General features: G+C 65.3%; 23 protein-coding genes. 1 reads left to right on the forward strand and 22 read right to left on the reverse strand.

Features of this window, described 5'->3' with window-relative positions; genetic code table 11:
* Positions 1-5: 5 nt before the first annotated feature.
* The 12 genes from LDO14_RS12595 to LDO14_RS12650 all read right to left on the reverse strand — a co-directional run bounded on the left by LDO14_RS12595 (position 6) and on the right by LDO14_RS12650 (position 9,630).
* Complete coding sequence (locus tag LDO14_RS12595) at positions 6-437, reverse strand: DUF2550 domain-containing protein (RefSeq protein ID WP_018768399.1); 432 nt, start codon at positions 435-437, stop codon at positions 6-8.
* Between the two features lie 10 nt (positions 438-447).
* Positions 448-732 (reverse strand): F0F1 ATP synthase subunit epsilon, encoded by a 285-nt coding sequence (locus LDO14_RS12600; protein WP_018760117.1) that lies wholly within the window; start codon positions 730-732, stop codon positions 448-450.
* A gap of 1 nt (position 733) precedes the next feature.
* The gene (atpD, locus tag LDO14_RS12605; protein WP_018768401.1) at positions 734-2,188 is read right to left on the reverse strand and encodes a F0F1 ATP synthase subunit beta; all 1,455 of its coding nucleotides are present in this window, start codon (positions 2,186-2,188) and stop codon (positions 734-736) included.
* Positions 2,189-2,271: 83 nt separating this feature from the next.
* On the reverse strand, positions 2,272-3,162 hold the full coding sequence (locus LDO14_RS12610) for a F0F1 ATP synthase subunit gamma (protein WP_018768402.1): 891 nt from the start codon (positions 3,160-3,162) through the stop codon (positions 2,272-2,274).
* Between the two features lie 72 nt (positions 3,163-3,234).
* Positions 3,235-4,872, reverse strand: a complete 1,638-nt coding sequence (gene atpA, locus LDO14_RS12615; RefSeq protein ID WP_018768403.1) for a F0F1 ATP synthase subunit alpha — start codon at positions 4,870-4,872, stop codon at positions 3,235-3,237.
* A gap of 77 nt (positions 4,873-4,949) precedes the next feature.
* Positions 4,950-5,777: a F0F1 ATP synthase subunit delta gene (locus LDO14_RS12620; RefSeq protein ID WP_018768404.1), complete on the reverse strand. Its 828-nt coding sequence runs from the start codon at positions 5,775-5,777 to the stop codon at positions 4,950-4,952.
* Complete coding sequence (locus LDO14_RS12625) at positions 5,777-6,328, reverse strand: F0F1 ATP synthase subunit B (protein ID WP_018768405.1); 552 nt, start codon at positions 6,326-6,328, stop codon at positions 5,777-5,779. Before LDO14_RS12625 ends, LDO14_RS12620 begins: the two co-directional genes overlap by 1 nt.
* A 54-nt stretch (positions 6,329-6,382) precedes the next feature.
* Positions 6,383-6,601: an ATP synthase F0 subunit C gene (gene atpE, locus LDO14_RS12630; protein WP_003804776.1), complete on the reverse strand. Its 219-nt coding sequence runs from the start codon at positions 6,599-6,601 to the stop codon at positions 6,383-6,385.
* A gap of 109 nt (positions 6,602-6,710) precedes the next feature.
* Positions 6,711-7,511 (reverse strand): F0F1 ATP synthase subunit A, encoded by an 801-nt coding sequence (atpB, locus tag LDO14_RS12635; RefSeq protein WP_026265641.1) that lies wholly within the window; start codon positions 7,509-7,511, stop codon positions 6,711-6,713.
* Between the two features lie 81 nt (positions 7,512-7,592).
* Positions 7,593-7,931 (reverse strand): AtpZ/AtpI family protein, encoded by a 339-nt coding sequence (locus tag LDO14_RS12640; protein ID WP_018768407.1) that lies wholly within the window; start codon positions 7,929-7,931, stop codon positions 7,593-7,595.
* Positions 7,924-8,406 (reverse strand): hypothetical protein, encoded by a 483-nt coding sequence (locus LDO14_RS12645; RefSeq protein WP_223992007.1) that lies wholly within the window; start codon positions 8,404-8,406, stop codon positions 7,924-7,926. The genes LDO14_RS12640 and LDO14_RS12645 overlap by 8 nt, the downstream gene beginning before the upstream one ends.
* Before the next feature lie 111 nt (positions 8,407-8,517).
* A complete protein-coding gene (locus LDO14_RS12650; RefSeq protein ID WP_018768409.1) occupies positions 8,518-9,630 on the reverse strand; it encodes an MraY family glycosyltransferase in 1,113 nt (370 codons plus the stop codon).
* A gap of 275 nt (positions 9,631-9,905) precedes the next feature.
* On the opposite strand from LDO14_RS12650, the gene LDO14_RS12655 reads away from it, so the two are divergent.
* Positions 9,906-10,802 carry a glycosyltransferase gene (locus LDO14_RS12655; RefSeq protein WP_018768410.1) on the forward strand — a complete coding sequence of 299 codons (897 nt, stop codon included), beginning with the start codon at positions 9,906-9,908 and terminating at the stop codon, positions 10,800-10,802.
* 40 nt (positions 10,803-10,842) lie between these two features.
* Here LDO14_RS12655 and LDO14_RS12660 read toward each other — a convergent pair whose 3' ends face one another.
* The 10 genes from LDO14_RS12660 to argS form a co-directional block, all read right to left on the reverse strand.
* Positions 10,843-11,601, reverse strand: coding sequence for a WecB/TagA/CpsF family glycosyltransferase (locus LDO14_RS12660; RefSeq protein WP_056387995.1), 759 nt, complete (start codon positions 11,599-11,601; stop codon positions 10,843-10,845).
* Positions 11,601-12,413 carry an L-threonylcarbamoyladenylate synthase gene (locus LDO14_RS12665; RefSeq protein ID WP_134163845.1) on the reverse strand — a complete coding sequence of 271 codons (813 nt, stop codon included), beginning with the start codon at positions 12,411-12,413 and terminating at the stop codon, positions 11,601-11,603. Before LDO14_RS12665 ends, LDO14_RS12660 begins: the two co-directional genes overlap by 1 nt.
* Entirely contained in the window at positions 12,410-13,297 is an 888-nt protein-coding gene (prmC, locus tag LDO14_RS12670; protein ID WP_223992008.1) for a peptide chain release factor N(5)-glutamine methyltransferase, read from the reverse strand. Before prmC ends, LDO14_RS12665 begins: the two co-directional genes overlap by 4 nt.
* A gap of 37 nt (positions 13,298-13,334) precedes the next feature.
* Complete coding sequence (prfA, locus tag LDO14_RS12675) at positions 13,335-14,408, reverse strand: peptide chain release factor 1 (RefSeq protein ID WP_018768414.1); 1,074 nt, start codon at positions 14,406-14,408, stop codon at positions 13,335-13,337.
* Between the two features lie 106 nt (positions 14,409-14,514).
* Entirely contained in the window at positions 14,515-16,716 is a 2,202-nt protein-coding gene (rho, locus tag LDO14_RS12680; protein ID WP_223992009.1) for a transcription termination factor Rho, read from the reverse strand.
* Between the two features lie 293 nt (positions 16,717-17,009).
* A complete protein-coding gene (gene thrB, locus LDO14_RS12685; RefSeq protein WP_018768416.1) occupies positions 17,010-17,984 on the reverse strand; it encodes a homoserine kinase in 975 nt (324 codons plus the stop codon).
* Positions 17,985-17,986: 2 nt separating this feature from the next.
* Positions 17,987-19,093 carry a threonine synthase gene (gene thrC, locus LDO14_RS12690; protein ID WP_018768417.1) on the reverse strand — a complete coding sequence of 369 codons (1,107 nt, stop codon included), beginning with the start codon at positions 19,091-19,093 and terminating at the stop codon, positions 17,987-17,989.
* Positions 19,094-20,410 carry a homoserine dehydrogenase gene (locus LDO14_RS12695; RefSeq protein ID WP_018768418.1) on the reverse strand — a complete coding sequence of 439 codons (1,317 nt, stop codon included), beginning with the start codon at positions 20,408-20,410 and terminating at the stop codon, positions 19,094-19,096.
* Complete coding sequence (gene lysA / locus LDO14_RS12700; protein ID WP_018768419.1) at positions 20,411-21,883, reverse strand: diaminopimelate decarboxylase; 1,473 nt, start codon at positions 21,881-21,883, stop codon at positions 20,411-20,413.
* Positions 21,884-21,887: 4 nt separating this feature from the next.
* Positions 21,888-23,537, reverse strand: coding sequence for an arginine--tRNA ligase (argS, locus tag LDO14_RS12705; protein WP_018768420.1), 1,650 nt, complete (start codon positions 23,535-23,537; stop codon positions 21,888-21,890).
* Between the last annotated feature and the right edge of the window lie 153 nt (positions 23,538-23,690).

Genomic DNA, 23,690 nt, shown 5'->3' on the forward strand with positions numbered 1-23,690 from the left:
GTCGGCTAGCGCCAGGTCCCCACGCCTATCACCGGACCTGCCTCAAGCCAGGATGAAAGACCCGTATATGCGTCGAACTTCATGGCAAGGTGCAGGTCCTGCCCCTCATAACGGAGCTCAACGATCACCACGTCCGGTTGGACCTTGACGGCTTCCGCCTCCGTGGGTTTCCGGCGGCCCAGCAGCTCCAGCGAACTGCGCTTGAACGTGTATTTGGGACGCACGCTCAAGGAGATGAGCCTGAACCATTCAAGGTCGTTGTCCTGATAACGACAAACCCCCATCTGCCAGCTGTTTCCAGCAACGCAAATGGAGGCGTCCACCGTGCCGAGGGCACGCCGCAGGTTGAAGCGGCGCACCCCCGAAAGGCACAGTGCAATGATCAGCAATCCGAAGGCGATTGCCAGTGCGATGAACGGAATACCCGGTGCGTCCATCAAGGTCGTGCTAGCGGATCCCAGCGGTAGCCGAGCCGCCCAGCTGGGCGTTGTCAGCAACGATAACCACGCGGTTGTTGTCGACCGAGAAGAACCCGCCGTCGACGTCTACCGCAATACGGTCCCCGGACACCGGCTGGATGGCCAGTTCACCCTCGGCCAGGATCGCCAGCAGGGGCGAGTGGCCGGGCAGGATTCCGATTTCACCATCGCTGGTGCGGGCCTTGACCATCTTGGCCGCTCCGGACCACACGAAGTGGTCCGCTGCGACAATCTCAACCTCAAGCTCAGCCATATTACTTGGTCTGTTCCTGGATCTTGGCCCACTGGCGCTCGACGTCGTCGAGGCCGCCGACGTTGAAGAACGCCTGCTCCGCGACGTGGTCCAGCTCGCCGTCGCAGATGGCCGAGAAGCCTTCAACGGTGTCCTTGATGGAAACCGTGGAGCCCTCAACGCCGGTGAACTGCTTGGCGGTGTAGGTGTTCTGCGAGAGGAACTGCTGGATGCGGCGTGCACGGGACACGACGATCTTGTCCTCTTCGGAGAGTTCATCGACACCGAGGATGGCGATGATGTCCTGGAGTTCCTTGTTCTTCTGCAGGATCTGCTTCACGCGGACTGCCGTGTTGTAGTGGTCCTTGCCGATGTACTGGGGATCCAGGATGCGGGAAGTGGACGTCAACGGGTCAACGGCCGGGTACAGACCACGGGAGGCGATTTCACGGGAAAGTTCCGTGGTCGCGTCGAGGTGTGCGAAGGTCGTGGCCGGAGCCGGGTCGGTGTAGTCATCTGCGGGGACGTAGATGGCCTGCATCGAGGTGATGGAGTGGCCCTTCGTGGAGGTGATGCGCTCCTGAAGGAGGCCCATCTCATCCGCCAGGTTGGGCTGGTAGCCCACGGCGGAAGGCATGCGGCCCAGCAGGGTCGATACCTCGGAGCCGGCCTGGGTGAAGCGGAAGATGTTGTCGATGAAGAGCAGCACGTCCTGGTTCTGCACATCGCGGAAATACTCCGCCATGGTCAGCGCGGACAGGGCCACACGCAGACGCGTTCCCGGCGGCTCATCCATCTGGCCGAATACAAGGGCAGTGTCCTTGAGGACCCCTGCCTCTTCCATTTCAACCCAGAGGTCGTTGCCCTCACGGGTACGCTCGCCAACACCGGCGAAGACCGAGGTACCGCCGAAGTTGCGGGCAACACGGGTGATCATTTCCTGGATCAGCACGGTCTTGCCCACGCCGGCGCCGCCGAAGAGGCCGATCTTTCCACCCTTGATGTACGGGGTGAGGAGGTCGATGACCTTGATGCCGGTTTCCAGCATCTCGGTGGAACCTTCGAGGGAGGCGAAGCTGGGGGCCTTGCGGTGGATCGGCCAGCGCTCGGTGATCTCCAGTTCCGACTCGGCAACGTCCAGGGGCTGGCCCAGCACGTTGAAGATGTGTCCCTTGACGCCGTCACCGACGGGAACGGAGATCGGGGCGCCAGTGTCCACCACGGACGTGCCGCGGACGAGTCCATCGGTGGCCTGGAGGGAGATGGCGCGGACGAGGTTGTCACCCAGGTGCTGGGAGGTCTCGAACGTGATGGTCTTGGTGACACCGTTGAGGGTGATCTCGGTGGTCAGTGCGTGGTAAATGGACGGGATTGCGTCAGCCGGGAATTCGACGTCGACAACCGGGCCGATTACGCGCGCAATACGGCCGGTTGCACCGGACGTTGCGGCTACGTGTTCGGTAGCAGTGGCAGTCATCTCTCTCACTTCATTCAGTAGATGGCGTGGGGTTAAGTGTATCTGTGGTGGTGCAGGTTCCGCGGGAACCGAGGTGGTGGAGGCTAGGACGCAAGAGCGTCGGCACCGGCAACAATCTCGGAGAGTTCCTGCGTAATTTCGGCCTGGCGGGCCGTGTTGCGCAGACGCGTGTACTTCTTGATCAGGTCCGTTGCGTTGTCGCCTGCGGACTTCATCGCCCGCTGGCGGGCGGCGAGCTCGGAAGCTGCTGCCTGCAACATGGCTGCGAAGATACGGGATTCGATGTAGCGCGGCAGCAGGGCGTCAAGAACCCGCTCGGCTTCCGGCTCGAACTCGTACAGCGGCAGAAGGTCCGACTCGGATGCGGCCTGCTCTTCCACGACTTCAAGCGGGAGCAGGCGAATGACCGTCGGCTCCTGGGTGACCATGGACTTGAAGCGGGTGTACACAACGTGGATTTCCTCCACGCCGCCCTCTTCGAAGTCGGTTGCGAATTCCGACAGCAGCGCTTCGCCGATCTCACGTGCCGTCGCGAACTCGGGCGCGTCTGTACCACCGGTCCAGACCCGCGCGTACTCGCGGTTCCGGAAATCGAAGTACGCCTGGGCCTTGCGTCCGAGGACGTAGGTCTTGACTTCCTTGCCTTCTTCGTGAAGAAGCTCGATGAGACCTTCCGCCTGCTTCAGGACACTGGCCGAGTAGGAACCGGCCAGGCCGCGGTCCGAGGTGATTACCAGGACGGCGGCACGGCGGATCTGCTCCGGCTCAGTGGTCAGCGGGTGGTCGATCTCGCTCTGGCTGGCGACAGCAGAAACGGCGCGCGTAATCGCGTTCGCGTAAGGCAGTGAAGCTGCTACGCGCGCACGGGCCTTGCCGATGCGCGAGGTAGCGATCAGTTCCATCGCCTTGAAGATCTTGCGCATCGACGTGGTCGAGCTGATCTTCTGGCGGTAGACCCGGATCTGGGCTCCCATACTTATCCTTTCCTAGCGTTCCATGCACCGGGTGAACCGGACCCGCGGGCCCGGTTCACCCGGTCAGTGGAACTAGCGCTTCTGCCTGACGATTTTTTCCTGGTCAACCTGGGCCTCGTCGATGGGGGCGTGCTCCTCATGCCCGGCACCGACCAGCAGGTTGTCGCCCTCGCCGAAGAAGCCCTTCTTGAAGTCGACGATCGAGGACTTCAAGGCTGCAACGGTGTCATCGTCCAGCACGTTGGTCTGGGCCAGCGTGGTCAGGATCGAGGACTTGTGGCGCAGGTGCTCCAGGAACTCGGACTCAAAGCGGCTGATGTCCTCGACCGGAACGTCGTCCAGGTAGCCGTTGGTGCCGGCCCAGATGGACACAACCTGGTCCTCGACCGGGAACGGCGAGTACTGGCCCTGCTTCAGCAGTTCCATCAGGCGGGCACCGCGGGTCAGCTGCTGGCGGGATGCGGCGTCGAGGTCGGATGCGAACATCGCGAACGCCTGCATGTCGCGGTACTGGGCCAGGTCCAGCTTCAACGTACCGGAGACCTTCTTCATGGACTTCACCTGAGCGGCACCACCAACGCGGGACACCGAGACACCCACGTCAACAGCGGGCCGCTGGTTGGCGTTGAAGAGGTCGGACTGCAGGAAGATCTGGCCGTCCGTGATGGAGATGACGTTGGTCGGGATGTAGGCGGACACGTCGTTCGCCTTGGTCTCGATCAACGGCAGGCCCGTCATGGAACCGGCACCGAGCTCGTCGGAGAGCTTGGCACAACGTTCCAGCAGGCGGGAGTGCAGGTAGAAGACGTCGCCCGGGTAGGCTTCGCGTCCCGGCGGGCGGCGCAGCAGCAACGACACGGCGCGGTAGGCTTCGGCCTGCTTGGACAGGTCATCGAACACGATCAGGACGTGCTTGCCGCCGTACATCCAGTGCTGGCCAATGGCCGAACCGGCGTACGGTGCCAGGTACTTGAAGCCTGCGGGGTCGGAAGCGGGAGAAGCCACGATGGTGGTGTACTCCAGCGCGCCGTTGTCCTCGAGGGTCTGGCGGATGGCGGCGATGGTGGACGCCTTCTGCCCGATGGCGACGTAGATGCAGCGGACCTGCTTGGTCACATCGCCCGAAGCCCAGTTGGCCTTCTGGTTGATGATGGTGTCGATCGCAATGGCGGACTTGCCGGTCTGGCGGTCACCAATGATGAGCTGGCGCTGGCCGCGGCCGATCGGGATCATGGCGTCGATGGCCTTGAGCCCGGTCTGCATCGGCTCGTGCACCGACTTGCGCTGGGTCACGCCGGGAGCCTGAAGCTCCAGTGCGCGGGTGGTCTCAGCCTTGATCTCGCCGAGGTCGTCGATGGGTACGCCCAGCGGGTCAACAACGCGGCCGAGGAAGGCGTCGCCCACGGGCACGGACAGAACCTGCCCGGTGCGGTGGACTTCCTGGCCTTCTTCGATGCCGGTGAAGTCGCCGAGGATGATGACGCCGATTTCGCGGACGTCGAGGTTCTGGGCGAGGCCCAGGGTGCCGTCCTCAAAGCGCAGCAGCTCGTTCGCCATGACCGAGGGAAGACCCTCAACACGGGCGATGCCGTCACTAGCGGTGGTTACGCGGCCGACCTCTACGCGCTCTGCGTTCCCGGGTTCGTAGGACGCCGCGAACTCGTTCAGCGCATTACGGACGTCGTCGGCGTTGATGGTCAATTCGGCCATCTGCAGTCCCTGCTCTCCTGTTTTGTGATCACCTTGCGATGACCGGGGTTTCTATCAGTTAGGTTGTGCTTGTCCGGCTAGCCGGCCAGCTGGCGCTGCAGCTCGCCCAGCTTGGTGAGGACCGAAGCGTCAAGCACTTCGTCACCAACCTGGACGCGGATGCCGCCAATGAGTGCCGGGTCAACATTGAGGTTGACCTTCAGTTCCCGCCCGTACATGGCATTCAGGCCAGCCTGCAGGCGGGCAAGCTGCGTCTGCGTCAAAGGACGGGTCACGCTGACCGTTGCAATCCAGCGCTGCTGCCGCTTGGCCGCAAGCTCGGCGAACCGCTGCACCAGCCGGGTGGGCTTGATGCCGCGGGGCTGGGTTACAGCCTGGGCAATGAGGACTTTCGCTTCCTCACTGGCGCCGGGCACAAGCTTCTCCGCAAGTACAACCTTGGCTGCACCGCTGGCCTGTGGTTCGGACAGAGCACGTTGTACCTCGTGGCTGGAGGCAACAGCCTGGTTGAAGGAGAACAGGTCGTTCTCCAGCTCTTCCAGGCCAGTGATTCCGGAGGCAGAAACGGCCGACTTGTTTTCAGCAACGGAAATGACCACCGTTGCGGCAAGAGTCTCGAGTGCATCGCCGATATCACGGGCGTTTGCCCAGCGTGAGCTGGCCAGTCCGCCTGCAATGTCTGCAGCATCAGCGGAGACTTTCCCGCCAACCAGCTGCTTGACCAGCGCCGACTTTTCGTCACCGTTGCGGGACGGGTCAGTCAGGGCGCGGCGCAAGCCAGCCGAGCTGTCCACCATTCCCAGAATTCCGAAGAGTTCCTTTGCCAGCTGCAGCGACGCGGTGGGAAGCTTTGCTTCCAACTCTGCCAGCGCTGTTGCCAGCGATTCGCTCGATACGCCTGCCATTACTTAGCTGCACCTGCGTTCTGGGACTCCAGATCTGCCAGGAAGCGGTCCACAACCCGCGCTGCACGCTCATCATCGTTGAGCGATTCGCCCACGATGCGGCCTGCCAGGGTAGTGGCCAGGGTGCCTACCTCAGAGCGCAGGGACACAACGGCCGCCTGGCGCTCGGATTCGATCTGCGCGTGGGCCTGCGCGGTGATGCGGGCAGACTCTGCTGCCGCCTTCTCCTTGAGATCCGCGAGGATCTGGGCACCTTCGGCGCGGGCTTCCTCACGGATGCGGTTGGCTTCGGTGCGGGCGTCGGTCAGCTGCTGCTTGTACTCTTCGAGTGCAGCAGACGCCTCAGCCTGGGCCTTTTCAGCCTTGGCGATACCGCCTTCGATGGCCTCGGCACGCTCTGCGAAGGTCTTCTCGAACATCGGGACAACAAACTTGACCACGATGAAGAAGAGGATGGCAAAGCCCACGAAGACAACCAGCATTTCCCAGGCATTGGGAATAAGTGGGTTGACGTCGCCTTCAGCGGCGGCTGAGATGATCAGCTGATGCATATTTCACCCGTCCTTATCTACTCGGTTCTGAATGTTCGCTGAAGTTCTGAAGGTTTACTTGAGAACGAAAGCGAAGACCAGGCCCAGGATGGCGAGTGCTTCGGTCAGCGCCAGGCCAAGGAATGCGATCGGCTGCAGGACGCGCTGGGCTTCCGGCTGACGTGCAACGCCGTTGATGTAGGCAGCGAACACGAGACCCACACCGATACCACCGCCGATAGCCGAGAGGCCATAGCCGATGAGGTTGAGGGAGCCGTTGATGGAGCCTTCCATTTTTTTTCCTTTCAAGATGCCACTTTGTGTGGCAGGTTGTTTGGGTTGCTTCATCCCCGCGAGGGGAAGACTGTGGTGGGCCGGCGGAGCGTCGCTCCCGGCAGGGTGCCTAGTGGCTGTCGGCGTGGAGGGCGCCTTCGATGTAGATCGCGGTCAGCAGCGTGAAGACGTAGGCCTGCAGGACCATGATCAGGGCTTCGAGCATGTACATGGCGATGGCACCTGCCAGCACCAGGACGGACGTTCCCTTCAGCAGCACGTTCTCCTGCATGATGAGGTATTCGATGCCGGAACCGGCGATCATCACGATCAGGTGGCCGGCCAGCATGGTCGCGAACAGACGGAGGCTGTGCGTGACGGGCCGGACAACGAAGTTGGAGATGATTTCGATCGGGATGACGATCGGCAGGATGTACCACGGCACGCCCGAGGGGACGGTGGCCAGCTTGAAGTAGCGCAGGCCGTTCTTCTTCACGCCGATGGCGATCCAGGTGACATAGACCAGGCCGGCCAGCACGTACGCTCCACCCACGTGCGAGAACGTGGGGAGCTGGAACACCGGGATGGCGCCGTAGATGTTGTTGACCAGGATGAAGAAGAACAGGCTGAACAGCAGGGGGACGTACTTCATGAAGTCCCTGCCGCCGATGATGTCCTTGGCAATGCCGTTGCGGACAAAGCCGTAGGCGGCCTCTCCGGCGAACTGGAGCTTGCCGGGTACCAGCTGCTGCTTGCGTGCGGCGAGCACGAAGAAGACGGCGATAAAGACGACAGAGAGGAGGACCAGCAGCATCTGCTTGGAGAATCCTTCTGCGGCACCCCACGGCAGGATTGCCGGCAAATGCATTTCGTTAATACCAGGAGGAGTGAACTCTCCTGAATCTTGGGCCGGGAGCGCAAGCGCGATCAACGCGTTTCCTCTCTGCAGTGTCCATCATTGGGCGTTGGGCGGGGTCCGGCAGCCTGACAGCCTGCTGTTCCCCCTGTGAAATTATTTGGCACTATCTTTTCCGTCCTGGGACGGTGCGCTGGGAGCATGGCGCTCATCAGCAATTTTTCGGGAACTGGTGAGGCCGTGCATGTGGGAAAGGTAGAAACCTCCGACGGCTCCGAGCAGAGCGCCTGCGAGCACAATCCAGCGCGTTCCCCACAGATAATCCAGTCCCCACCCTATCAAACTCCAGACGATGATTCCGCCAATGATGTAGCTGAATACAGCCATTCCAGCGTTGTAGCCGCCATCGGTGGAGGCGTCGGAATCGGTTGCTGCGGAGCCGTTGGATCCGCGTTTGCCATGTGCGGCAGCCGCGGGCTTCTTCTGGTCACGCATGGGTTGCTCCCTTGTCATCTGGATCGTTGTAGATCTGGAGGCGGGCCCTGCTGAATCCGTGGATCTCAGCGGCCTGCCACAGGACGACCGCCACCACGGCGCCGATGATGAACCAGCGGCCGTGGAGCCATTCAGGGGCGCCGATGACGAACAGGACGACGGCGAAGCCAACTACCTTGATGAAATAGGTGGCTACGAACATCCCTATCGCGCCGGACGGGTTCCCGCGTCCCACGAAGTGGCCGATCAGCAGGCTGATGCCGAAGAACAGCATGACCAGCAGGCCACCCAGCACGCTGGAGACCGCGCCGCTTGCTCCATTGAGGAGTCCGGCGGGAATGGCACACAGGGCGAGCCCTGCACCGGCGGCGATCGAGCTGCGCTTAAGCAGGTTCAGCCACAGCGAGCGGGTGGGACCGGAGGCGCCAACGTGTCCGTTGCCGGAGGCATGTCCGGACTCGGCGTTGGAGGTCATTCGATCCCAATCGTCGGCACCACATGGCAAATGGCCAGGAGGCAGGGGGTGGAGTGGCAGCTTGGGCTGCCCCTAAATTCTACATGAGATAGAAATAATTCAGAACCGGCATTACGCCGCAGTTTCCCCGTTGCCGCGGGAAAGGTATGGCCATGCGGTCACCAGTCCCATCACCAGGGTGGCGAAGATGTCGACGGCGAGAACGACCTGCCAGGGGAAAACGGCAAAGGCCAGGCCGCCGAAGGACAGCACGGCGGTCCAGAGATACATCAGGATCACGGCGGTGCGGTGGGAGTAGCCGATGTCCAGCAGTTTGTGGTGCAGATGCCCGCGGTCGGCGGACCAGGGCGAACGCCCGCGGGCCGTGCGGCGGACCACTGCGAGGCCCAGGTCCAGCAGCGGAAGGAAGAGCACGGCGAAGGGAAGCAGGATGGGAATCACGGTGGAAATACCGTTGGCACGGTCATACAGGCCTGAGGAGATCTGTCCTGTGGACACGACGCCGGCCGAGGCCATGAGCAGCCCGATCAGCATGGCGCCGGAATCGCCCATGAAGATCTTCGACGGAAAGAAATTGTGTGGCAGGAACCCCAGGCACCCGCCCACCAGGACGGCCGTAATGAGGGTTGCCAGGTCCGAGTAGTCCAGCAGCACAGCGTTCCGGTGCACCCAGTAGGCGGTGAAGAAGAACGCCGTTCCGCCGATGATGGCCACGCCTGCGGCAAGGCCGTCCAGTCCGTCAATGAAGTTGAAGGCATTCATGGTGGTGACGATGAGTCCCGCCGTCAGCACCACGCGGAGTGTCCCGTCCTGGAGGTAGATGGGGTCGGGCACCCACGGGACGATGGTCATTTGGACACCCCAGATGGCCACGGTGAGTCCGGCGGCGCTTTGACCGATCAGCTTCACCCACCAGCGGATGTCCAGCAGGTCGTCCGCCACGCCCACCAGGACGATCACCGCTGCACCGGCGAGGACCCCCCAGGGGGAGAAATTGTTCCGGTAGATGTCCTTGACGAAAAAGGACTGGCTGGCGAGGACCAGTGCCACCATGACACCGAGGAAGATCGCCACGCCGCCAAGCCTGGAAACGGGGGTGGAATGCATGTCACGGCTGCGGATGGGCAGGTGCAGTTCAAGCCGGTGCCCCACGATGCGGGCGCCCCACGTGGCAGCGTAGGACACAATGGCAGCCACCAGCCCCATGAGCATGTACATGATCATGGGACTGGAGCCGTTTCAGGATTGGTGGTGTCGAAGCCGCTCGGCTGCCCTGGCAGCCGGTCCGTGGTCGGTGGGCTCACTGGCCGGGAATCTGTTCTTCGATAAATGAAACTTCTCCGTCGCCGAGCGCGCAGCAGGCAGTGTTCGGTGCCGTACAGGGCTGTATTACAGTGGACTCTAGTCAAAGATACTAGTGCCACCGGCACCATGGCTCCGCGCCACACGGGCGCATATCAGGCGGGGAACTCCCTGGCGGCCATGCTGAAAGGACCTCCATGACCCCCCGCATTGCGGTTGCCGCCGTGACGTTCGACCGGCCCAAGGAACTGTCTGTGCTGCTGGATTCGATCAACGCGCAGAGCCTGCGCGTGGACACCATTTGCCTGGTGGACAGTGGCACCACGCCTGCACGGGAGGTGGCCGAAAAGCACCGCAATGTGGACTACGTCCGGTCCGAAGCCAACCTCGGGGGCGCGGGCGGGTTTGCGCTGGCCGCCCTCAAGGCAGTCGCCAGCGGTGCCCGCTGGATTTGGATGATGGACGACGACGCCGAGCCGGCTGATCCCGAATGCCTCGCCACGCTGCTGCGCGAGGCCGAGGCGCGCGACCTGGAGGCTGTGGTTCCCCTTGTCACGGCGCCGGGCCATCCCGACCGGCTGTCCTTTTTCTTCCGCCTGGACGGCAAGGTGACGCACGACCGGGCAGAGGTGGAGAAGCTCGGTTTCCTTCCGGACGACGGCCACTTCTTCAACGGCGCGCTGATCCGCTCGGACGTGTTCTTCAAAGTGGGCTTGCCGGATATGCGGCTGTTCATCCGCGGCGACGAGGTCGATTTCACCATCCGGCTCCGCAAGGCCGGTATACGTTTTGGGACGGTCACCACCACGGCCATCACGCATCCGCACGCCTTCACGGAAACGCAGCATGTCTACGGCGCCCGCTGGCATGTCATCGTCCCCGACTCCGCCTTCAAGCGCTATTACTACTACCGGAACCGCGGTTACCTCATCCGCCGGTACTTCCGGGTGCGCTCTTTTGTGGCCGACGCCGGCGGGTACCTGGGCTACTTCCTGCAGCGCCGCGACCTGCCGGGCTTTGTGGCCTGGGCGCGCGCCTTTGGCACGGGTCTGCGGGGCAAGGGCTTTGGCCCCCTGGAGGACCAGAAGTTCTAGCCAGCGCCCCTCTCCCGGTTTCTGACCAGCCGCGGCCGGTTCAGGCCCTGGTCCGCAGCCGGCGCGCGGCCAGGAGCCACAGCAGCACCCACGGCTCGCCCAGGACCCGGTACGCCACGCGGCGGGGATGCAGGAGCAGGCGCCAGGCCCACTCCAGCCCCATCCTGCCAAGCCACCGCGGCGCCAGCTTCTGGACCCCGGCCAACTGCTCGATGGCGCCGCCCACGGCACAATAGACGGCCGGGGGCATGTCGCGCAGCCGCCGCTGCAGCACGTCCTCCTGCAGCGGCATTCCCAGGCCAAGCAGGACCATCTGGGGCTGTTCACGGTGCAGCCATGCGACGGCGGCTTCCTCCAGGGCAGGACCCCAGCCTTCGCCGGGCAGGCCGGACACGCGGGCGCCCGGAACGATCGCCTTCAGCCGGCTGACAGCTCCGGCGTTCGCGTCCGGACCGGCACCGATCACGGCGATCCGTTCCAGCCCCCGGACCTGGTCCAGGGCCGGCAGCCAGTCGGTGGAGCCCAGCCGGTAGTCCATGACCGGGCCGTCAGCGTTGCCGGTCCTCCCCCAGAGCCACAGCACCGGCGCCCCGTCCAGGAGCACCACATCGCTTTCCTCGTAGAGGCGGCGGAACCCGGCGTCGGACAAGGCCAGCGTGACGCTGTGCAGGTTGTGGCCCAGGACGGTGCGCGTGGAACCTTCCGCCACGTAGCTGCTCAGTTCCGCAACGAGCTCGGGCACCCGCAGCGGAGTGGCATGGACGTCCAGGACGGGAATGCGTTGGCGCTCCAGCGTCATCAAGGCCGCGGGTCTCCGGCCGGCGAGGCGGGTTCCGCTGCTGTACCCGTGACCGCGGAGGAGCCGGACGCAGCAGGCGCGGACCCGGCGTCGTTCCCGTCCTCCCCTGCCGCAGGCTGCGCCGGTGCCGCTTCCTTCTCCGCCATGGGGATTTCACCCAGGCCCAGGACGCCCGGGACGTGCTCGCGCAACCGGTCCAGGCTCACTGCCCCGTTGCGCACCACGCGCAGGATGGGGCCGGTGGCATCCACGATGGTTGACGGCACGCCGGCTTCGCCTTCCAGTGGGCGCGGGCCGCCCTCCAGGTAAACCTCCACCGAGTCCGCCAGCTGTTCCCGCGCCGCTGCGGCAGTCTGCGCAGGGGCCTGGCCGGTGCGGTTGGCAGAGGAAACGGCCAGCGGGCCCGTCAGGGTCAGCAGTTCCAGGGCGACCTCGTCGGCGGGCATCCGGAGCGCCACCGTTCCCTTGGTTTCGCCCAGGTCCCAGTCAAGGGACGGCTGGGCGTGCAGGATCAGGGTCAGGCCGCCGGGCCAGAAGGCTTCTGCCAGCTTGCGGGCTTCGGCCGAAACCTCGGTGGCCAGGCCGTCCAGGGCGTTGATGCGGGGAATCAGGACAGGCGGGGGCATGGTGCGGCTGCGCCCCTTGGACACCAGCAGCATGGTGACGGCCTGCGGCGAGAACGCGTCTGCGCCGATGCCGTAGACGGTGTCCGTGGGCAGCACGACGCACTTCTTTTCGCTGATGGCGCGCTGGGCATGTTCCAGGCCGCGTGCCCGTTCGTCGTCAATGGTGCAGTCATAAGTAGTGGTCACTGGCCCATTCTTTCATTCCGTATGGCCTGGTCCGCGAGCACGGCACTTGTGGCGCGCTCCTTGCCGTTGAGGTCCAGGTGCGTCGTGATGGCTGTCCAGGATCCGGTCCTGGCAAGCATGGCGGCTATCCAGCCGGACTGGACTTCCGCGTGTTCCATGACGAAGTAGCCGCCGGGACGCAGCAGCCGGGCAGCGGAGGCGGCCGCCGCCGTCGGAAGTTCCATGCCGTCCGCTCCCCCGCCGTACAACGCCTCGGGCGGGTCGTGCAGGGCCACTTCCGGTTCGTTGGGGATAGCCTCGGCGGGGATGTAGGGCGGGTTGGAAACCACGACGTCGACTGTCCCGTTGAGTTCCGGAAAGGCGTCGCGCAGGTCCCCCAGGACCAGATTGACGCCCAACGGTGCCAGGTTTTTGGCCGCCCAGGCGTGCGCAAACGGGCTGAATTCGACGGCGTGGACCTCGGCGCCCGGTACCTCGTGCGCAATGGATCCGGCAATGGCGCCGGAACCGGTCCCCAGGTCCACGATCCGGGGCCGTTGCATGTCCTTGACGTGGTCGATGGCCAGCTGGACGACGGATTCGGTCTCCGGCCTCGGGATGAACACCCCGGGCCCCACGGCCAGTTCAAGGTAGCGGAAGTGGGCGACGCCGGTGATGTGCTGCAGCGGAGTCCTGCCGGCGCGTTCGGCCACGAGGGCTTCGTAGCCTTCCGGTGCCGGCGCATCGCCGAGCATCATGGCGCGAAGCCGGCCGAGCCCTACGTTCAGCAGGTGGTCCGCAAGCAGCTCCGCGTCCACGCGCGGGCTGGGAACGCCGGCGTCCCGCAGGATGGCGGTGGCCTCGCTGACGGCATCAGCGAGCGACTGGCCTGGCCCGAATGTCATGTCCTGTATTTCGTGTCCTGATGGTGCGCCGGGCGGACTAGTCGCCGATGGCGTCCAGCCGCGCCTGCTCGTCCATCTCGATGGCGGACTGGATGACCGGCTCCAGGTCCCCGTTCATGACCTGGTCAAGGTTGTAGGCCTTGTAGCCGGTGCGGTGGTCCGCGATCCGGTTTTCCGGGTAGTTGTAGGTGCGGATGCGCTCCGAACGGTCCATGGTGCGGATCTGCGACTTCCGCTGGGCCGAGTTCTCGGCGTCGATCTGCTCCTGCTGGTGCGCCAGGATGCGTGCCCGCAGGACGCGCATGCCGGCCTCGCGGTTCTGCAGCTGTGATTTCTCGTTCTGCATGGCCACCACAATGCCGGTGGGAAGGTGCGTGATGCGGACGGCGGAGTCGGTGGTGTTGACGGACTGCCCGCCGGGGCCCGAGGAACGGTAGACGTCGATCTTGAGGTCGTTGGGGCTGATCTCGAGTTCTTCGGGCTCGTCAACCTCGGGCAGGACCAGCACGCCGGCAGCGGAGGTGTGGATGCGGCCCTGGGATTCGGTGACGGGCACGCGCTGGACGCGGTGCACGCCGCCTTCGAACTTCAGCCGTGCGTACACGCCCTCGGCGGGGTCGTTGGAGTTGCCCTTGACCGCCACCTGGACGTCCTTGTACCCGCCGAGGTCCGATTCGGTGGCGGAGATGATTTCGGTCTTCCAGCCGCGCGACTCGGCGTACCGGGTGTACATGCGCAGCAGGTCGCCGGCGAACAGCGCGGCCTCGTCGCCGCCCTCACCGCCCTTGACCTCAAGGATCACGTTGCGCGCATCGTCAGGATCCCGGGGAATCAGCAGGCGGCGCAGCTTGGCCGCGGCAGTCTCCATCGCGGCTTCGAGTTCAGGCACCTCGGCGGCGAACTCGGGGTCCTCGGACGCCATCTCCTTGGCGGCGGCAAGGTCATCACGGATGCCTTCCCACTTGTGGTAGGCCTCGACAATGCCATTGAGCTGAGCCGACCGCCGCCCCAGTTTCCGGGCAAGCCGCTGGTCAGCATAGACAGCAGGATCCCCCAGCTGCGCCTGGATGGCATCATGCTCATCAAGCAGGCCCTGTACGGACTCAAACATTTAAAACCTCTTTCGACTTGTACAAGTCTAGTTTCGCCGGGTGGCTGGTAGGACACGCCAAAGGGCGGGGCCCGCAGATTATGCGACGGCCCCGCCCCTGACTCAGCTACTTGTCGTTATCCGACTTCGCACCAAGCGTCGTCTTCTGGACCTGCATGAGGAACTCGACGTTGCTCTGGGTTTCCCGGATCTTGTTGGTGAGCAGTTCAAGGCTCTGCTGGGTCTCGAGTCCGGAGAGGACGCGGCGCAGCTTCCACATGATCTTGACTTCCTCGGGGGAAAGCAGGTTTTCCTCGCGGCGGGTGCCGGACGCGTTGACGTCCACGGCGGGGAAGATGCGCTTGTCGGCCAGCTGGCGGGACAGGCGGAGCTCCATGTTGCCGGTGCCCTTGAACTCTTCGAAGATGACCTCGTCCATCTTGGATCCGGTCTCCACGAGGGCGGTGGCCAGGATGGTCAGCGAGCCGCCGTTTTCGATGTTGCGGGCGGCACCGAAGAAGCGCTTGGGCGGGTAGAGGGCTGCGGAGTCCACACCACCGGACAGGATGCGGCCGGAGGCCGGTGCTGCCAGGTTGTAGGCGCGGCCCAGGCGGGTCATGGAGTCCAGGAGGACCACCACGTCCATGCCCATCTCCACGAGGCGCTTGGCGCGTTCGATGGAGAGTTCGGCCACAGTGGTGTGGTCGTCGGCGGGACGGTCGAAGGTGGAGGCGATGACCTCACCCTTGACGGTGCGCTGCATGTCCGTGACTTCTTCGGGACGTTCGTCCACCAGCACCATCATGAGGTGGACCTCAGGGTTGTTGGTGGTGATGGCGTTGGCGATGGACTGCAGGATGAGCGTCTTGCCGGCCTTGGGCGGCGAAACAATCAGGCCGCGCTGGCCCTTGCCGATCGGGGCCACCAGGTCAATGACGCGGGGGCCGATCTTCTTGGGGTCCGTCTCGAGGCGCAGGCGCTCGGAGGGGTACAGCGGGACGAGCTTGGCGAATTCGACGCGGTCCTTGAGTTCCTCAGGCGTCTTGCCATTGACGGAAGTGACGCGGACAAGGGCGTTGAACTTCTGGCGGGCGGACTGCTGGCTGCGGTCCTCGCCGTCACGCGGTGCACGGATGGCGCCGACCACGGCGTCGCCCTTGCGCAGGTTGTACTTCTTGACCTGGGCGAGGGAGACGTAGACGTCGTTCGGGCCCGGCAGGTAGCCGGAGGTGCGGATGAACGCGTAGTTCTCCAGGACGTCCAGGATGCCGGCGACGGGCAGCAGCACGTCGTCTTCGGTGATTTCGACGTCGTCCACGTCCGGGCCCTGGTTGCGGCCACGGCGGCGGTCGTTGCGGTCGCGGAAGCGGTCGTTGCGGGAGTTGTCCCGGTCCTGGCCACCGGAGCGGTCGTTGCGGTCGTTCCGGTCGCGGCGGTTACGGCGGTTGCGGCGGCTTCCGCCGTCGCTGTCATCGTTGTCGCGGTTGTCCCGGGCACCTTCACGCTGCGCACCTTCACGCTGGCCGGCGTCGCGGCTGCCGCTGTTGTCACGGCCGCCGTCCGAGTCGCGGGAGGCGTTGTCACGGCCGCGGGTGCGGCCGCCTTCACGGCGTTCGGTGCGCTGGCCGGCGTCGCCTGCTTCGGTTGCGGGGGCTTCGGTGCGCTGCTCGGTTGAACGCTGCTCCGTTGAACGCTGCTCGGTTGAACGCTGTTCCGTGGTTGAACGCTGTTCCGTGGCGGGCTGTTCTGCCGGGGTTTCGGCCGGGGCTTCCTGGACGGCGGCAGCGGCTTCGCTGCGGCGGCGGTTGCGGGTGCGCGGCTGGCGGCGCTCAGGGGCGCCTTCAGTGGCCTCCGTAGTTTCCGCAGGGGCGGCCGACGGCGCCTCGACGGTGGCACCGGCAGGTGCGGCGGGGGTTTCCACAAGGGGAGCTTCGGTTGCCGGGGAAACCACGCCGTCACTGACGGCGCGGCGGCTGCGGCCGCGTCCACGGGCACGGGTGCCTTCCGCGGCGGGAGCTTCGGCGGCCGGGGCCTCCGGAGCGGAAGCCGGTGCAGCTGCGGCCGGGGCCACGGCGGATTCCGTAGCCTTTGCCGCAGCCTTTGCGGGGGCCTTGGCAGTGAGTGTTCCGGCACGGTGGGCGGAAATGGCCGAGACCAGGTCCCCCTTGCGCATGCGGGATCCACCCGAGATACCGAGCTGGCTGGCGAGAGCCTGCAGCTGGGCGAGCTTCAGGCCGGCAAGGCCGCTGCTCTTGGCGGTTGCGGCCGGTGATTCGGCAGCAGAAGTTGAGTGTTCCACAGCTGGCGACAGCTCAGTGGTTTCGGTCACGAAGGATCCTTCCCCCTCGACGGCGTCCAGACTGGGAGCTGGGCGCGATGATTTGATCTGGGCTGCAGTTCAGATCTGCAGCCGGGATTTCGGCCTTGCCGGTTGGATTTCGGCCAGCAGGGCCGGATACTGATTCACCTTGCACTGCGCCCATGGCGCAACGCCGGACTGACGGTTCAGGGGCAGTTGAATGCTGCAGATTCCTGCGACAGACCAAGCAGGCGGCACCGGAATACATTCGCAGTCGTAGATCAAATAGCAACTGAATGCAGGAGCAGATCAGATAGGCGGAATTACCGCCGGTGCAGTTCAACCTTAGCACCTTCAACGTCCACTGCGAGCTTCAGGACGCGCCAGCCGATGTCCGGCGTGTTCTCCGCCGTGTAGGCCTTGATGAAGGCGAGGGCCTTGCCTGCCTGGTCTTCACCGTTTGCCAGCACCAGGACGGTGGGCCCGGCACCGGAAACCACGGCCGCGTAGCCCGCTTTGCGGAGTGCGCCGATCAACGCGGCACTGGGCCGCATGGCGTCCGCGCGGTAGCTCTGGTGCAGGTAGTCCTCGGTGCCCGGCAGCAGGAATTCGGGGTTCTGCGTCAGCGCGTGGATCAGCAGCGCCGCCCGGCCGGAGTTCATGGCGGCAGCGTGGTGTCCCACAGATGCCGGCAACAGGGCGCGGGCTGCCTCGGTGGAGAGTTCGTAGTCAGGTACCGCCACGATGGGGATGACGGACGTGGCCACCGTGGCACTGGTGCTGCTGTACTGCTCACTGTCCTGCCATGACAGCGCCAGGCCGCCGAAGATGGCGGGTGCCACGTTGTCCGGATGGCCCTCCAGTTCACTGGTGAGCTGGAGGATCCAATCCTTTCCGCGCTGGTCCCCGGCCGGCACCATGGCATTTGCAGCCGAGACTGCGGCCACTACTGCTGACGCGGATGAGCCCAGCCCCCGGCCGTGCGGGTTGACGTTGTCCGCAACCACCCGCAGTCCGCCGTGCCGGTAGCCCAGCCGCTCGAAGGCCGCGTCCATGGCGCGGACCACCAGGTGGCTGGCATCCCGCGGCAAAGTGTCCGCGCCCTCGCCGCGGAGCTCAAACACGAGTTCATCCGTGTCGAGGCTTTCCACGGTGAGGGTGTCATGCAGGGCCAGAGCGAGCCCCAGGCTGTCGTAGCCCGGACCGAGGTTGGCGCTGGTGGCGGGCACCCGGACGCTGACGCGCTGCCCGGGCTCGATCAGGTGCAGTCCGACAGTGGCCTGCGAGGTGGTGTCCAAGGCTATTTTTCTTCCAGTCCCAGCTCAGCGGCGACAGTAACCACGTCATTCGGTACCTTGACGGGCTGGACTTCGCTGCCGTCTTCCGTGCGCAGGGCCCACTGGGGGTCCTTCAGGCCGTGCCCGGTGACGGTGATGACGATGGTCTTGCCGCTGGGAACCTCGCCGGCGGCGTGCTTCTTGAGCAGGCCCGCCACGCCGGCAGCGGAGCCGGGCTCCACGAACACGCCTTCCCTGGCCGACAGCCAGCGGTGGGCGTTCAGGATTTCCTCGTCGGTGACGGCATCGATGAGTCCACCGGATTCGTCACGTGCCCCTACGGCCCCGTCCCAGGAAGCGGGGTTTCCGATGCGGATGGCCGTGGCGATGGTGTCCGGCTCGGTGATCGGGTGGCCCGCCACGAACGGTGCTGCCCCGGCTGCCTGGAAGCCCCACATGGCGGGCGTCCTGGTGGCGACGGCGGGCAGGGTGCCGGCCGTGTCGGATTCGAAGGGGGCTGAATACTCCTTGTAGCCCTTCCAGTATGCCGTGATGTTGCCGGCATTGCCCACGGGCAGGACGTGGATGTCCGGTGCGTCGCCCAGGGCATCGACCACTTCGAAGGCGCCGGTCTTCTGGCCCTGGATGCGGGCAGGGTTGACGGAGTTGACCAGGAAGACGGGGTACGACTCCCCCAGCTTGCGGGCGATGTCCAGGCAGTTGTCGAAGTTGCCATCCACCTGCAGGAGGGTGGCGCCATGGGCGATCGCCTGGCTCAGCTTGCCCATGGAGATCTTGCCCTCGGGCACCAGGACGGCGCACTTCAGGCCGGCGGCGGTTGCGTAGGCAGCGGCTGAAGCGGACGTGTTGCCGGTGGACGCACACACAACGGCCTTCGCACCGGAGGCTACCGCCGCGGTCATGGCCATGGTCATGCCCCGGTCCTTGAAGGACCCGGTGGGGTTCATCCCCTCCACTTTCAGGTAGACCTCGGAACCGGTGAGTTCTGAGAGCTTCTGCGCGTGGACCAGCGGGGTGCCGCCCTCCCCCAGGGTGATCACCCGGGTGGACTCCGTCACGGGCAGACGGTCAGCGTATTCGCGGATGACGCCGCGCCATTGGTGAGCCACTTAGACTCCTTCTACCCGCAGAACGGATGTAACTGAATTGATGACGTCCAGGCCCTTTACGGCCTGGACGGTGGCTGCAAGGGCAGCCTCTGATGCGCGGTGGGTGACAATCCGCAGTTCGGCCGACTCCACGTTGGATTCCGCATCCCGGTGGATGGTCTGCCGCATGATTTCGATGGAGACGCCGTGCTCGGCGAACAGCTGGGCGATCCGGGCAAGCACACCGGGCTGGTCTGCAACATCCAGGCCGATGTAGTAGCTGGTGGTGGCCGCTTCGATGGGCAGCGCCGGGACGTGGCCGGTGGTGGTTTCCGTGCGCTGGGGTCCGCCCAGGACCAGCCGGCGGGCGGCCGACACGAGATCGCCCATAACGGCAGACGCCGTGGGGGTTCCCCCGGCGCCCTGGCCGTAGAACATCAGCTCGCCGGCGTTTTCCGCTTCGATGAACACGGCGTTGAAGGCACCGCGGACCGCGGCCAGCGGATGTTCGCGCGGCAGGAGGGTGGGGTGGACACGGACGGACACGCCTTCCTCACCATTGGCGTCGGTCAGCTTCTCCGCGATGGCCAGCAGCTTGATCACGAAGCCGGCGTCCTTCGCCGCGGCGATGTCGGCAGCGCTGACGTTGGTGATTCCCTCGCAGTGGACGTTCTCCAGGGCGAAGCGGGTGTGGAAGGAGAGCGAGGCCAGGATGGCGGCCTTGGCGGCGGCGTCGTGGCCTTCGACGTCGGCCGTGGGGTCGGCTTCCGCGTAGCCAAGGCGCTGGGCCTCGGCGAGGGCGTCCGCGAACTGGGCACCGGTGGAATCCATCTGGTCAAGGATGAAGTTGGTGGTGCCGTTGACGATGCCCAGCACCCGGGTGATCCGGTCGCCCGAGAGGCTGTCGCGGATGGGGCGGAGGATGGGAATGGCACCGGCCACGGCAGCTTCGTAGGAGAGCTGGACGTGGGCCTTGTCAGCCTCTTCGTAGAGGGTGGGGCCGTCCTGGGCCAGGAGCGCCTTGTTGCCCGTCACGACGCACGCGCCGTTGCGCAGGGCGGAGAGGATCAGGGTGCGGGCCGGTTCGATGCCGCCCATCAGTTCGATGACCAGGTCGGCGTCCTTGACCAGGGTGTCGGCGTCGGTGGTGAAGAGCTCCTGCGGCAGGTCAACGTCGCGCGGGGCGTTGACGTTGCGCACGGCGATGCCGCTGAGCTGCAGGCGGGCACCTGTCCGGGCGGCAAGGGCATCGGCGTCCTCAAGGAGGATCCGCGCAACCTGGGCCCCAACGTTGCCACAGCCCAGCAGGGCTACTTTCAGCGTTCGCATTTCCGTCATTCAGGCTCCCATGTCGCGGTTCAGCAGGTCTTCTTCGGTTTCCCCGCGGACAATCAGCCGGGAAGATCCGTCGCGCACCGCGACAACGCCCGGCCGGGCCAGATAGTTGTAGTTGCTCGAGAGGGCCCAGCAGTAGGCGCCGGTTCCCGGTACAGCAAGCAGATCACCGGCTGCCACGTCCTCGGGCAGATATACATCTCTAACAACTATGTCGCCGCTCTCGCAATGTTTGCCCACCACGCGGGACAGCTGCGGCGCCGCGCCGGACGTCCGCGAGGCCAGAACGGCCGAATAATCCGCGTCGTACAGCACTGGCCGGGCGTTATCGCTCATGCCACCGTCAACCGAAACATACCGGCGGGGATACGTAACGTTGTTGCCCGCGTCACCGTCCGCGGAAGCCGCAGGGGCATCCACGCGGACCGTCTTCACGGTGCCCACCTCGTAAAGGGTGAACGTGGTGCTGCCCACGATGGCGCGCCCGGGCTCGATGGAGATGCGGGGCGCGTCAATGCCCAGCTCGGCGCAGGTGGAACGCACGACGGCGGCCATCGCCGTGGCGATTTCAGCGGCGGGGCGCGGGGTGTCCACCGGGGTGTAGGCAATCCCGTATCCGCCCCCGAGGTCCAGTTCCGGCAGGGTGATGGAGTATTTTTCCTGCATGGCGGCCAGGAAGCGAAGGAGCTTCTCGGCGGCCAGCGCGAAACCGTCCGGTTCGAAGATCTGCGACCCAATGTGGCAGTGCAGGCCCAGCAGTTCGATGCCGGGATGGGCTGTGGCCGCCGCCACTGCTTCCTCGGCGGCCGAGATCCCGGCCTCGTCAGTGGTGTCGGCTGCCATGGAGAGGCCGAACTTCTGGTCCTCGTGGGCAGTGGCGATGAACTCGTGGGTGTGGGCGTGCACGCCGGGAGTCAGCCGAAGCATGACCTTGGCCTGTTCACCGCGGGCCTCGGCGATGGTGCCCACCCTGTGGAGTTCGGCCAGGCTGTCCACCACGATCCGGCCCAGTCCCATGTCCAGGGCCCGGTGGATTTCGCCGTCGGACTTGTTGTTGCCGTGCAGCGCGACGTCCGCGCCGGGAATTCCGGCCCGGTGGGCCACGGCGAGTTCGCCGCCCGAGGCGGTGTCCAGGCGCAGCCCTTCCTCTTCCACCCAGCGGACCACCGCGGTGCAGAGGAACGACTTTCCGGCGTAGTAGACGTCCACTCCCCCGCAAATATCGGCAAAGGCATCGTTAAAGGCGTCGCTGAATGCCCTGGCCCGGGCACGGAAGTCGTTCTCGCTCATCACGAAAAGCGGGGTGCCGTACTGCCGCTGAAGCTCGCTGACGGGGATGCCGTCAATGCTGAGTTCGCCGTCCCCGTTGCGTGCCACGTCGCGGGCCCACATCGGTTCGTGGAGGGCATTGAGGTCGTCCGGAACCGTGAGCCACTCCGGGGCAAGCGGAGAAGCCTGGGCTGCTGTGTGCGTCACCGGGTCACATCCGTTCCGGCGCCGAAACGCCCAGCAGGTCGAGTCCGTTCGCCAGCACCTGGCTGGTGGCGTCGTTGAGCCACAGACGGGTGCGGTTGAGGTCGGTCACGGGTTCGTCGCCCATGGGGGCAATGCGGCAGGCGTCGTACCAGCGGTGGTAGGCCCCGGCGATGGCCTCGAGGTGCCGTGCCACGCGGTGCGGTTCGCGCAGCTCTGCTGCCTTGGCCACGATGGACGGGTAGCTGCCCAGGTAGGACAGCAGCTCGTTTTCCGTGGCGTGGTCCAGCAGCGAGGCGTCGAACGCGGAACGGTCCACGCCCGCAGCAACGGCATTGCGTGCGGCGCCGCGCGAGCGGGCATGGGCGTACTGCACGTAGAACACCGGGTTCTCGTTGCTGTGCTTCTTCAACAGGTCCGGGTCAAGGGTCAGCGGTGAATCGGCGGGGAACCGGGCCAGCGAGTAGCGGACGGCGTCCTTGCCCAGCCACTCGATCAGGTCCTTGAGTTCGATGATGTTGCCGGCGCGCTTGGACAGCTTGGCACCGTTGACGGACACCAGCTGGCCGATCAGGACCTCGATGTTGACCTCGGGGTCGTCACCGGCAGCGGCGGCAATGGCCTTGAGCCGGTTGATGTAGCCGTGGTGGTCGGCGCCCAGGAGGTAGATCTTCTCGGTGAAGCCGCGGTCCTTTTTGGACAGGTAGTAGGCGGCGTCAGCGGCAAAGTAGGTGGGCTCGCCGTTCGCCCGGACCATCACGCGGTCCTTGTCGTCGCCAAAGTCCGTGGTCCGCAGCCAGACCGCCCCGCCGTCGTCGAACACGTGGCCCTGTTCGCGAAGGCGGGCCACGGCACTTTCAATGGCGCCGGCGTCGTGCAGTTCCTGTTCGGAGAAGAAGACGTCGAACTCGACGCCGAAGTCCGCCAGGGTGGCCTTGATGTCCTTCATCTGCGCTTCATAGGCGGCGGCGCGGATGACCGGCAGGGCTGCCACTTCAGTGAGCTCGCGGATGTCCGGGTGGGCAGTGAGCACTTCGTGGCCCAGGTCCGCGATGTACTGTCCCGGGTAGCCGCCGTCCGGCACGGGAAGGCCGTGCAGCCGGTTGTAGACGGAGGTGGCGAAGGTGTTCATCTGCGAGCCGGCGTCATTGATGTAGTACTCGGCCGTGACGTCGGCCCCGGACGCCCGCAGCACGCGGGCGATGGAATCGCCCAGGGCGGCCCAGCGGGTGTGCCCGATGTGCAGCGGCCCGGTGGGGTTTGCGGACACGAACTCCATGTTGACGGTGTGCCCGGCGAGCGCCGTGTTGGTGCCGTAGTCCCCGCCGGCCTCGACAATGACCTTTGCCAGGGCGCCGGCGGCCGCGGCGTCCACCGTGATGTTCAGGAAGCCAGGGCCGGCGATGTCGACGGCGGAGACGCCGTCGATGGTCTTCAACCGGCTGCTGAGGAGGGTGGCGAATTCGCGCGGGTTGGTACCCGCCTGCTTGGCGAGTTGGAGGGCAATGTTGGTGGCCCAGTCGCCGTGGTCCCGGTTCTTGGGCCGCTCCACGCGCACCTCAGCCGGAATGGCTGACGCCGCAAGGTCAATATCACCGGCGGCGACGGCGTCTTTGAGGCAGGCGGATATGGCGAGGGAAAGTTCTTCGGGAGTCACCCCTCTAGACTACCGGGGGCCAGTGACAGCAAAGAATTTGGCGGCCTGGGCCGCCCTTCCGGCTCCGTGGACGGGTGGGCCCGGCTCCGCGGTGAACGATTCCGGCCCATCCGGCGTTGACTAGACCGTAACCACTGCCGCACGGGATTGCGC

Source organism: Arthrobacter sp. NicSoilB11 (assembly GCF_019977375.1).
Classification (GTDB): Bacteria; Actinomycetota; Actinomycetes; order Actinomycetales; family Micrococcaceae; genus Arthrobacter.

Bases quoted from the DNA above. Each gene is read 5' to 3' on its own strand.
- atpA (WP_018768403.1), bottom strand. From the start codon at position 4,872: ATGGCCGAATTGACCATCAACGCCGACGACGTCCGTAATGCGCTGAAC.
- prmC (WP_223992008.1), bottom strand. From the start codon at position 13,297: ATGACATTCGGGCCAGGCCAGTCGCTCGCTGATGCCGTCAGCGAGGCC.
- atpE (WP_003804776.1), bottom strand. From the start codon at position 6,601: ATGGAAGGCTCCATCAACGGCTCCCTCAACCTCATCGGCTATGGCCTC.
- LDO14_RS12695 (WP_018768418.1), bottom strand. From the start codon at position 20,410: ATGACGGAAATGCGAACGCTGAAAGTAGCCCTGCTGGGCTGTGGCAAC.
- prfA (WP_018768414.1), bottom strand. From the start codon at position 14,408: ATGTTTGAGTCCGTACAGGGCCTGCTTGATGAGCATGATGCCATCCAG.
- LDO14_RS12640 (WP_018768407.1), bottom strand. From the start codon at position 7,931: ATGCGTGACCAGAAGAAGCCCGCGGCTGCCGCACATGGCAAACGCGGA.
- LDO14_RS12645 (WP_223992007.1), bottom strand. From the start codon at position 8,406: ATGACCTCCAACGCCGAGTCCGGACATGCCTCCGGCAACGGACACGTT.
- atpD (WP_018768401.1), bottom strand. From the start codon at position 2,188: ATGACTGCCACTGCTACCGAACACGTAGCCGCAACGTCCGGTGCAACC.
- LDO14_RS12620 (WP_018768404.1), bottom strand. From the start codon at position 5,777: ATGGCAGGCGTATCGAGCGAATCGCTGGCAACAGCGCTGGCAGAGTTG.
- LDO14_RS12625 (WP_018768405.1), bottom strand. From the start codon at position 6,328: ATGCATCAGCTGATCATCTCAGCCGCCGCTGAAGGCGACGTCAACCCA.
- LDO14_RS12660 (WP_056387995.1), bottom strand. From the start codon at position 11,601: ATGACGCTGGAGCGCCAACGCATTCCCGTCCTGGACGTCCATGCCACT.
- LDO14_RS12600 (WP_018760117.1), bottom strand. From the start codon at position 732: ATGGCTGAGCTTGAGGTTGAGATTGTCGCAGCGGACCACTTCGTGTGG.
- LDO14_RS12595 (WP_018768399.1), bottom strand. From the start codon at position 437: ATGGACGCACCGGGTATTCCGTTCATCGCACTGGCAATCGCCTTCGGA.
- LDO14_RS12610 (WP_018768402.1), bottom strand. From the start codon at position 3,162: ATGGGAGCCCAGATCCGGGTCTACCGCCAGAAGATCAGCTCGACCACG.
- LDO14_RS12650 (WP_018768409.1), bottom strand. From the start codon at position 9,630: ATGATCATGTACATGCTCATGGGGCTGGTGGCTGCCATTGTGTCCTAC.
- LDO14_RS12655 (WP_018768410.1), top strand. From the start codon at position 9,906: ATGACCCCCCGCATTGCGGTTGCCGCCGTGACGTTCGACCGGCCCAAG.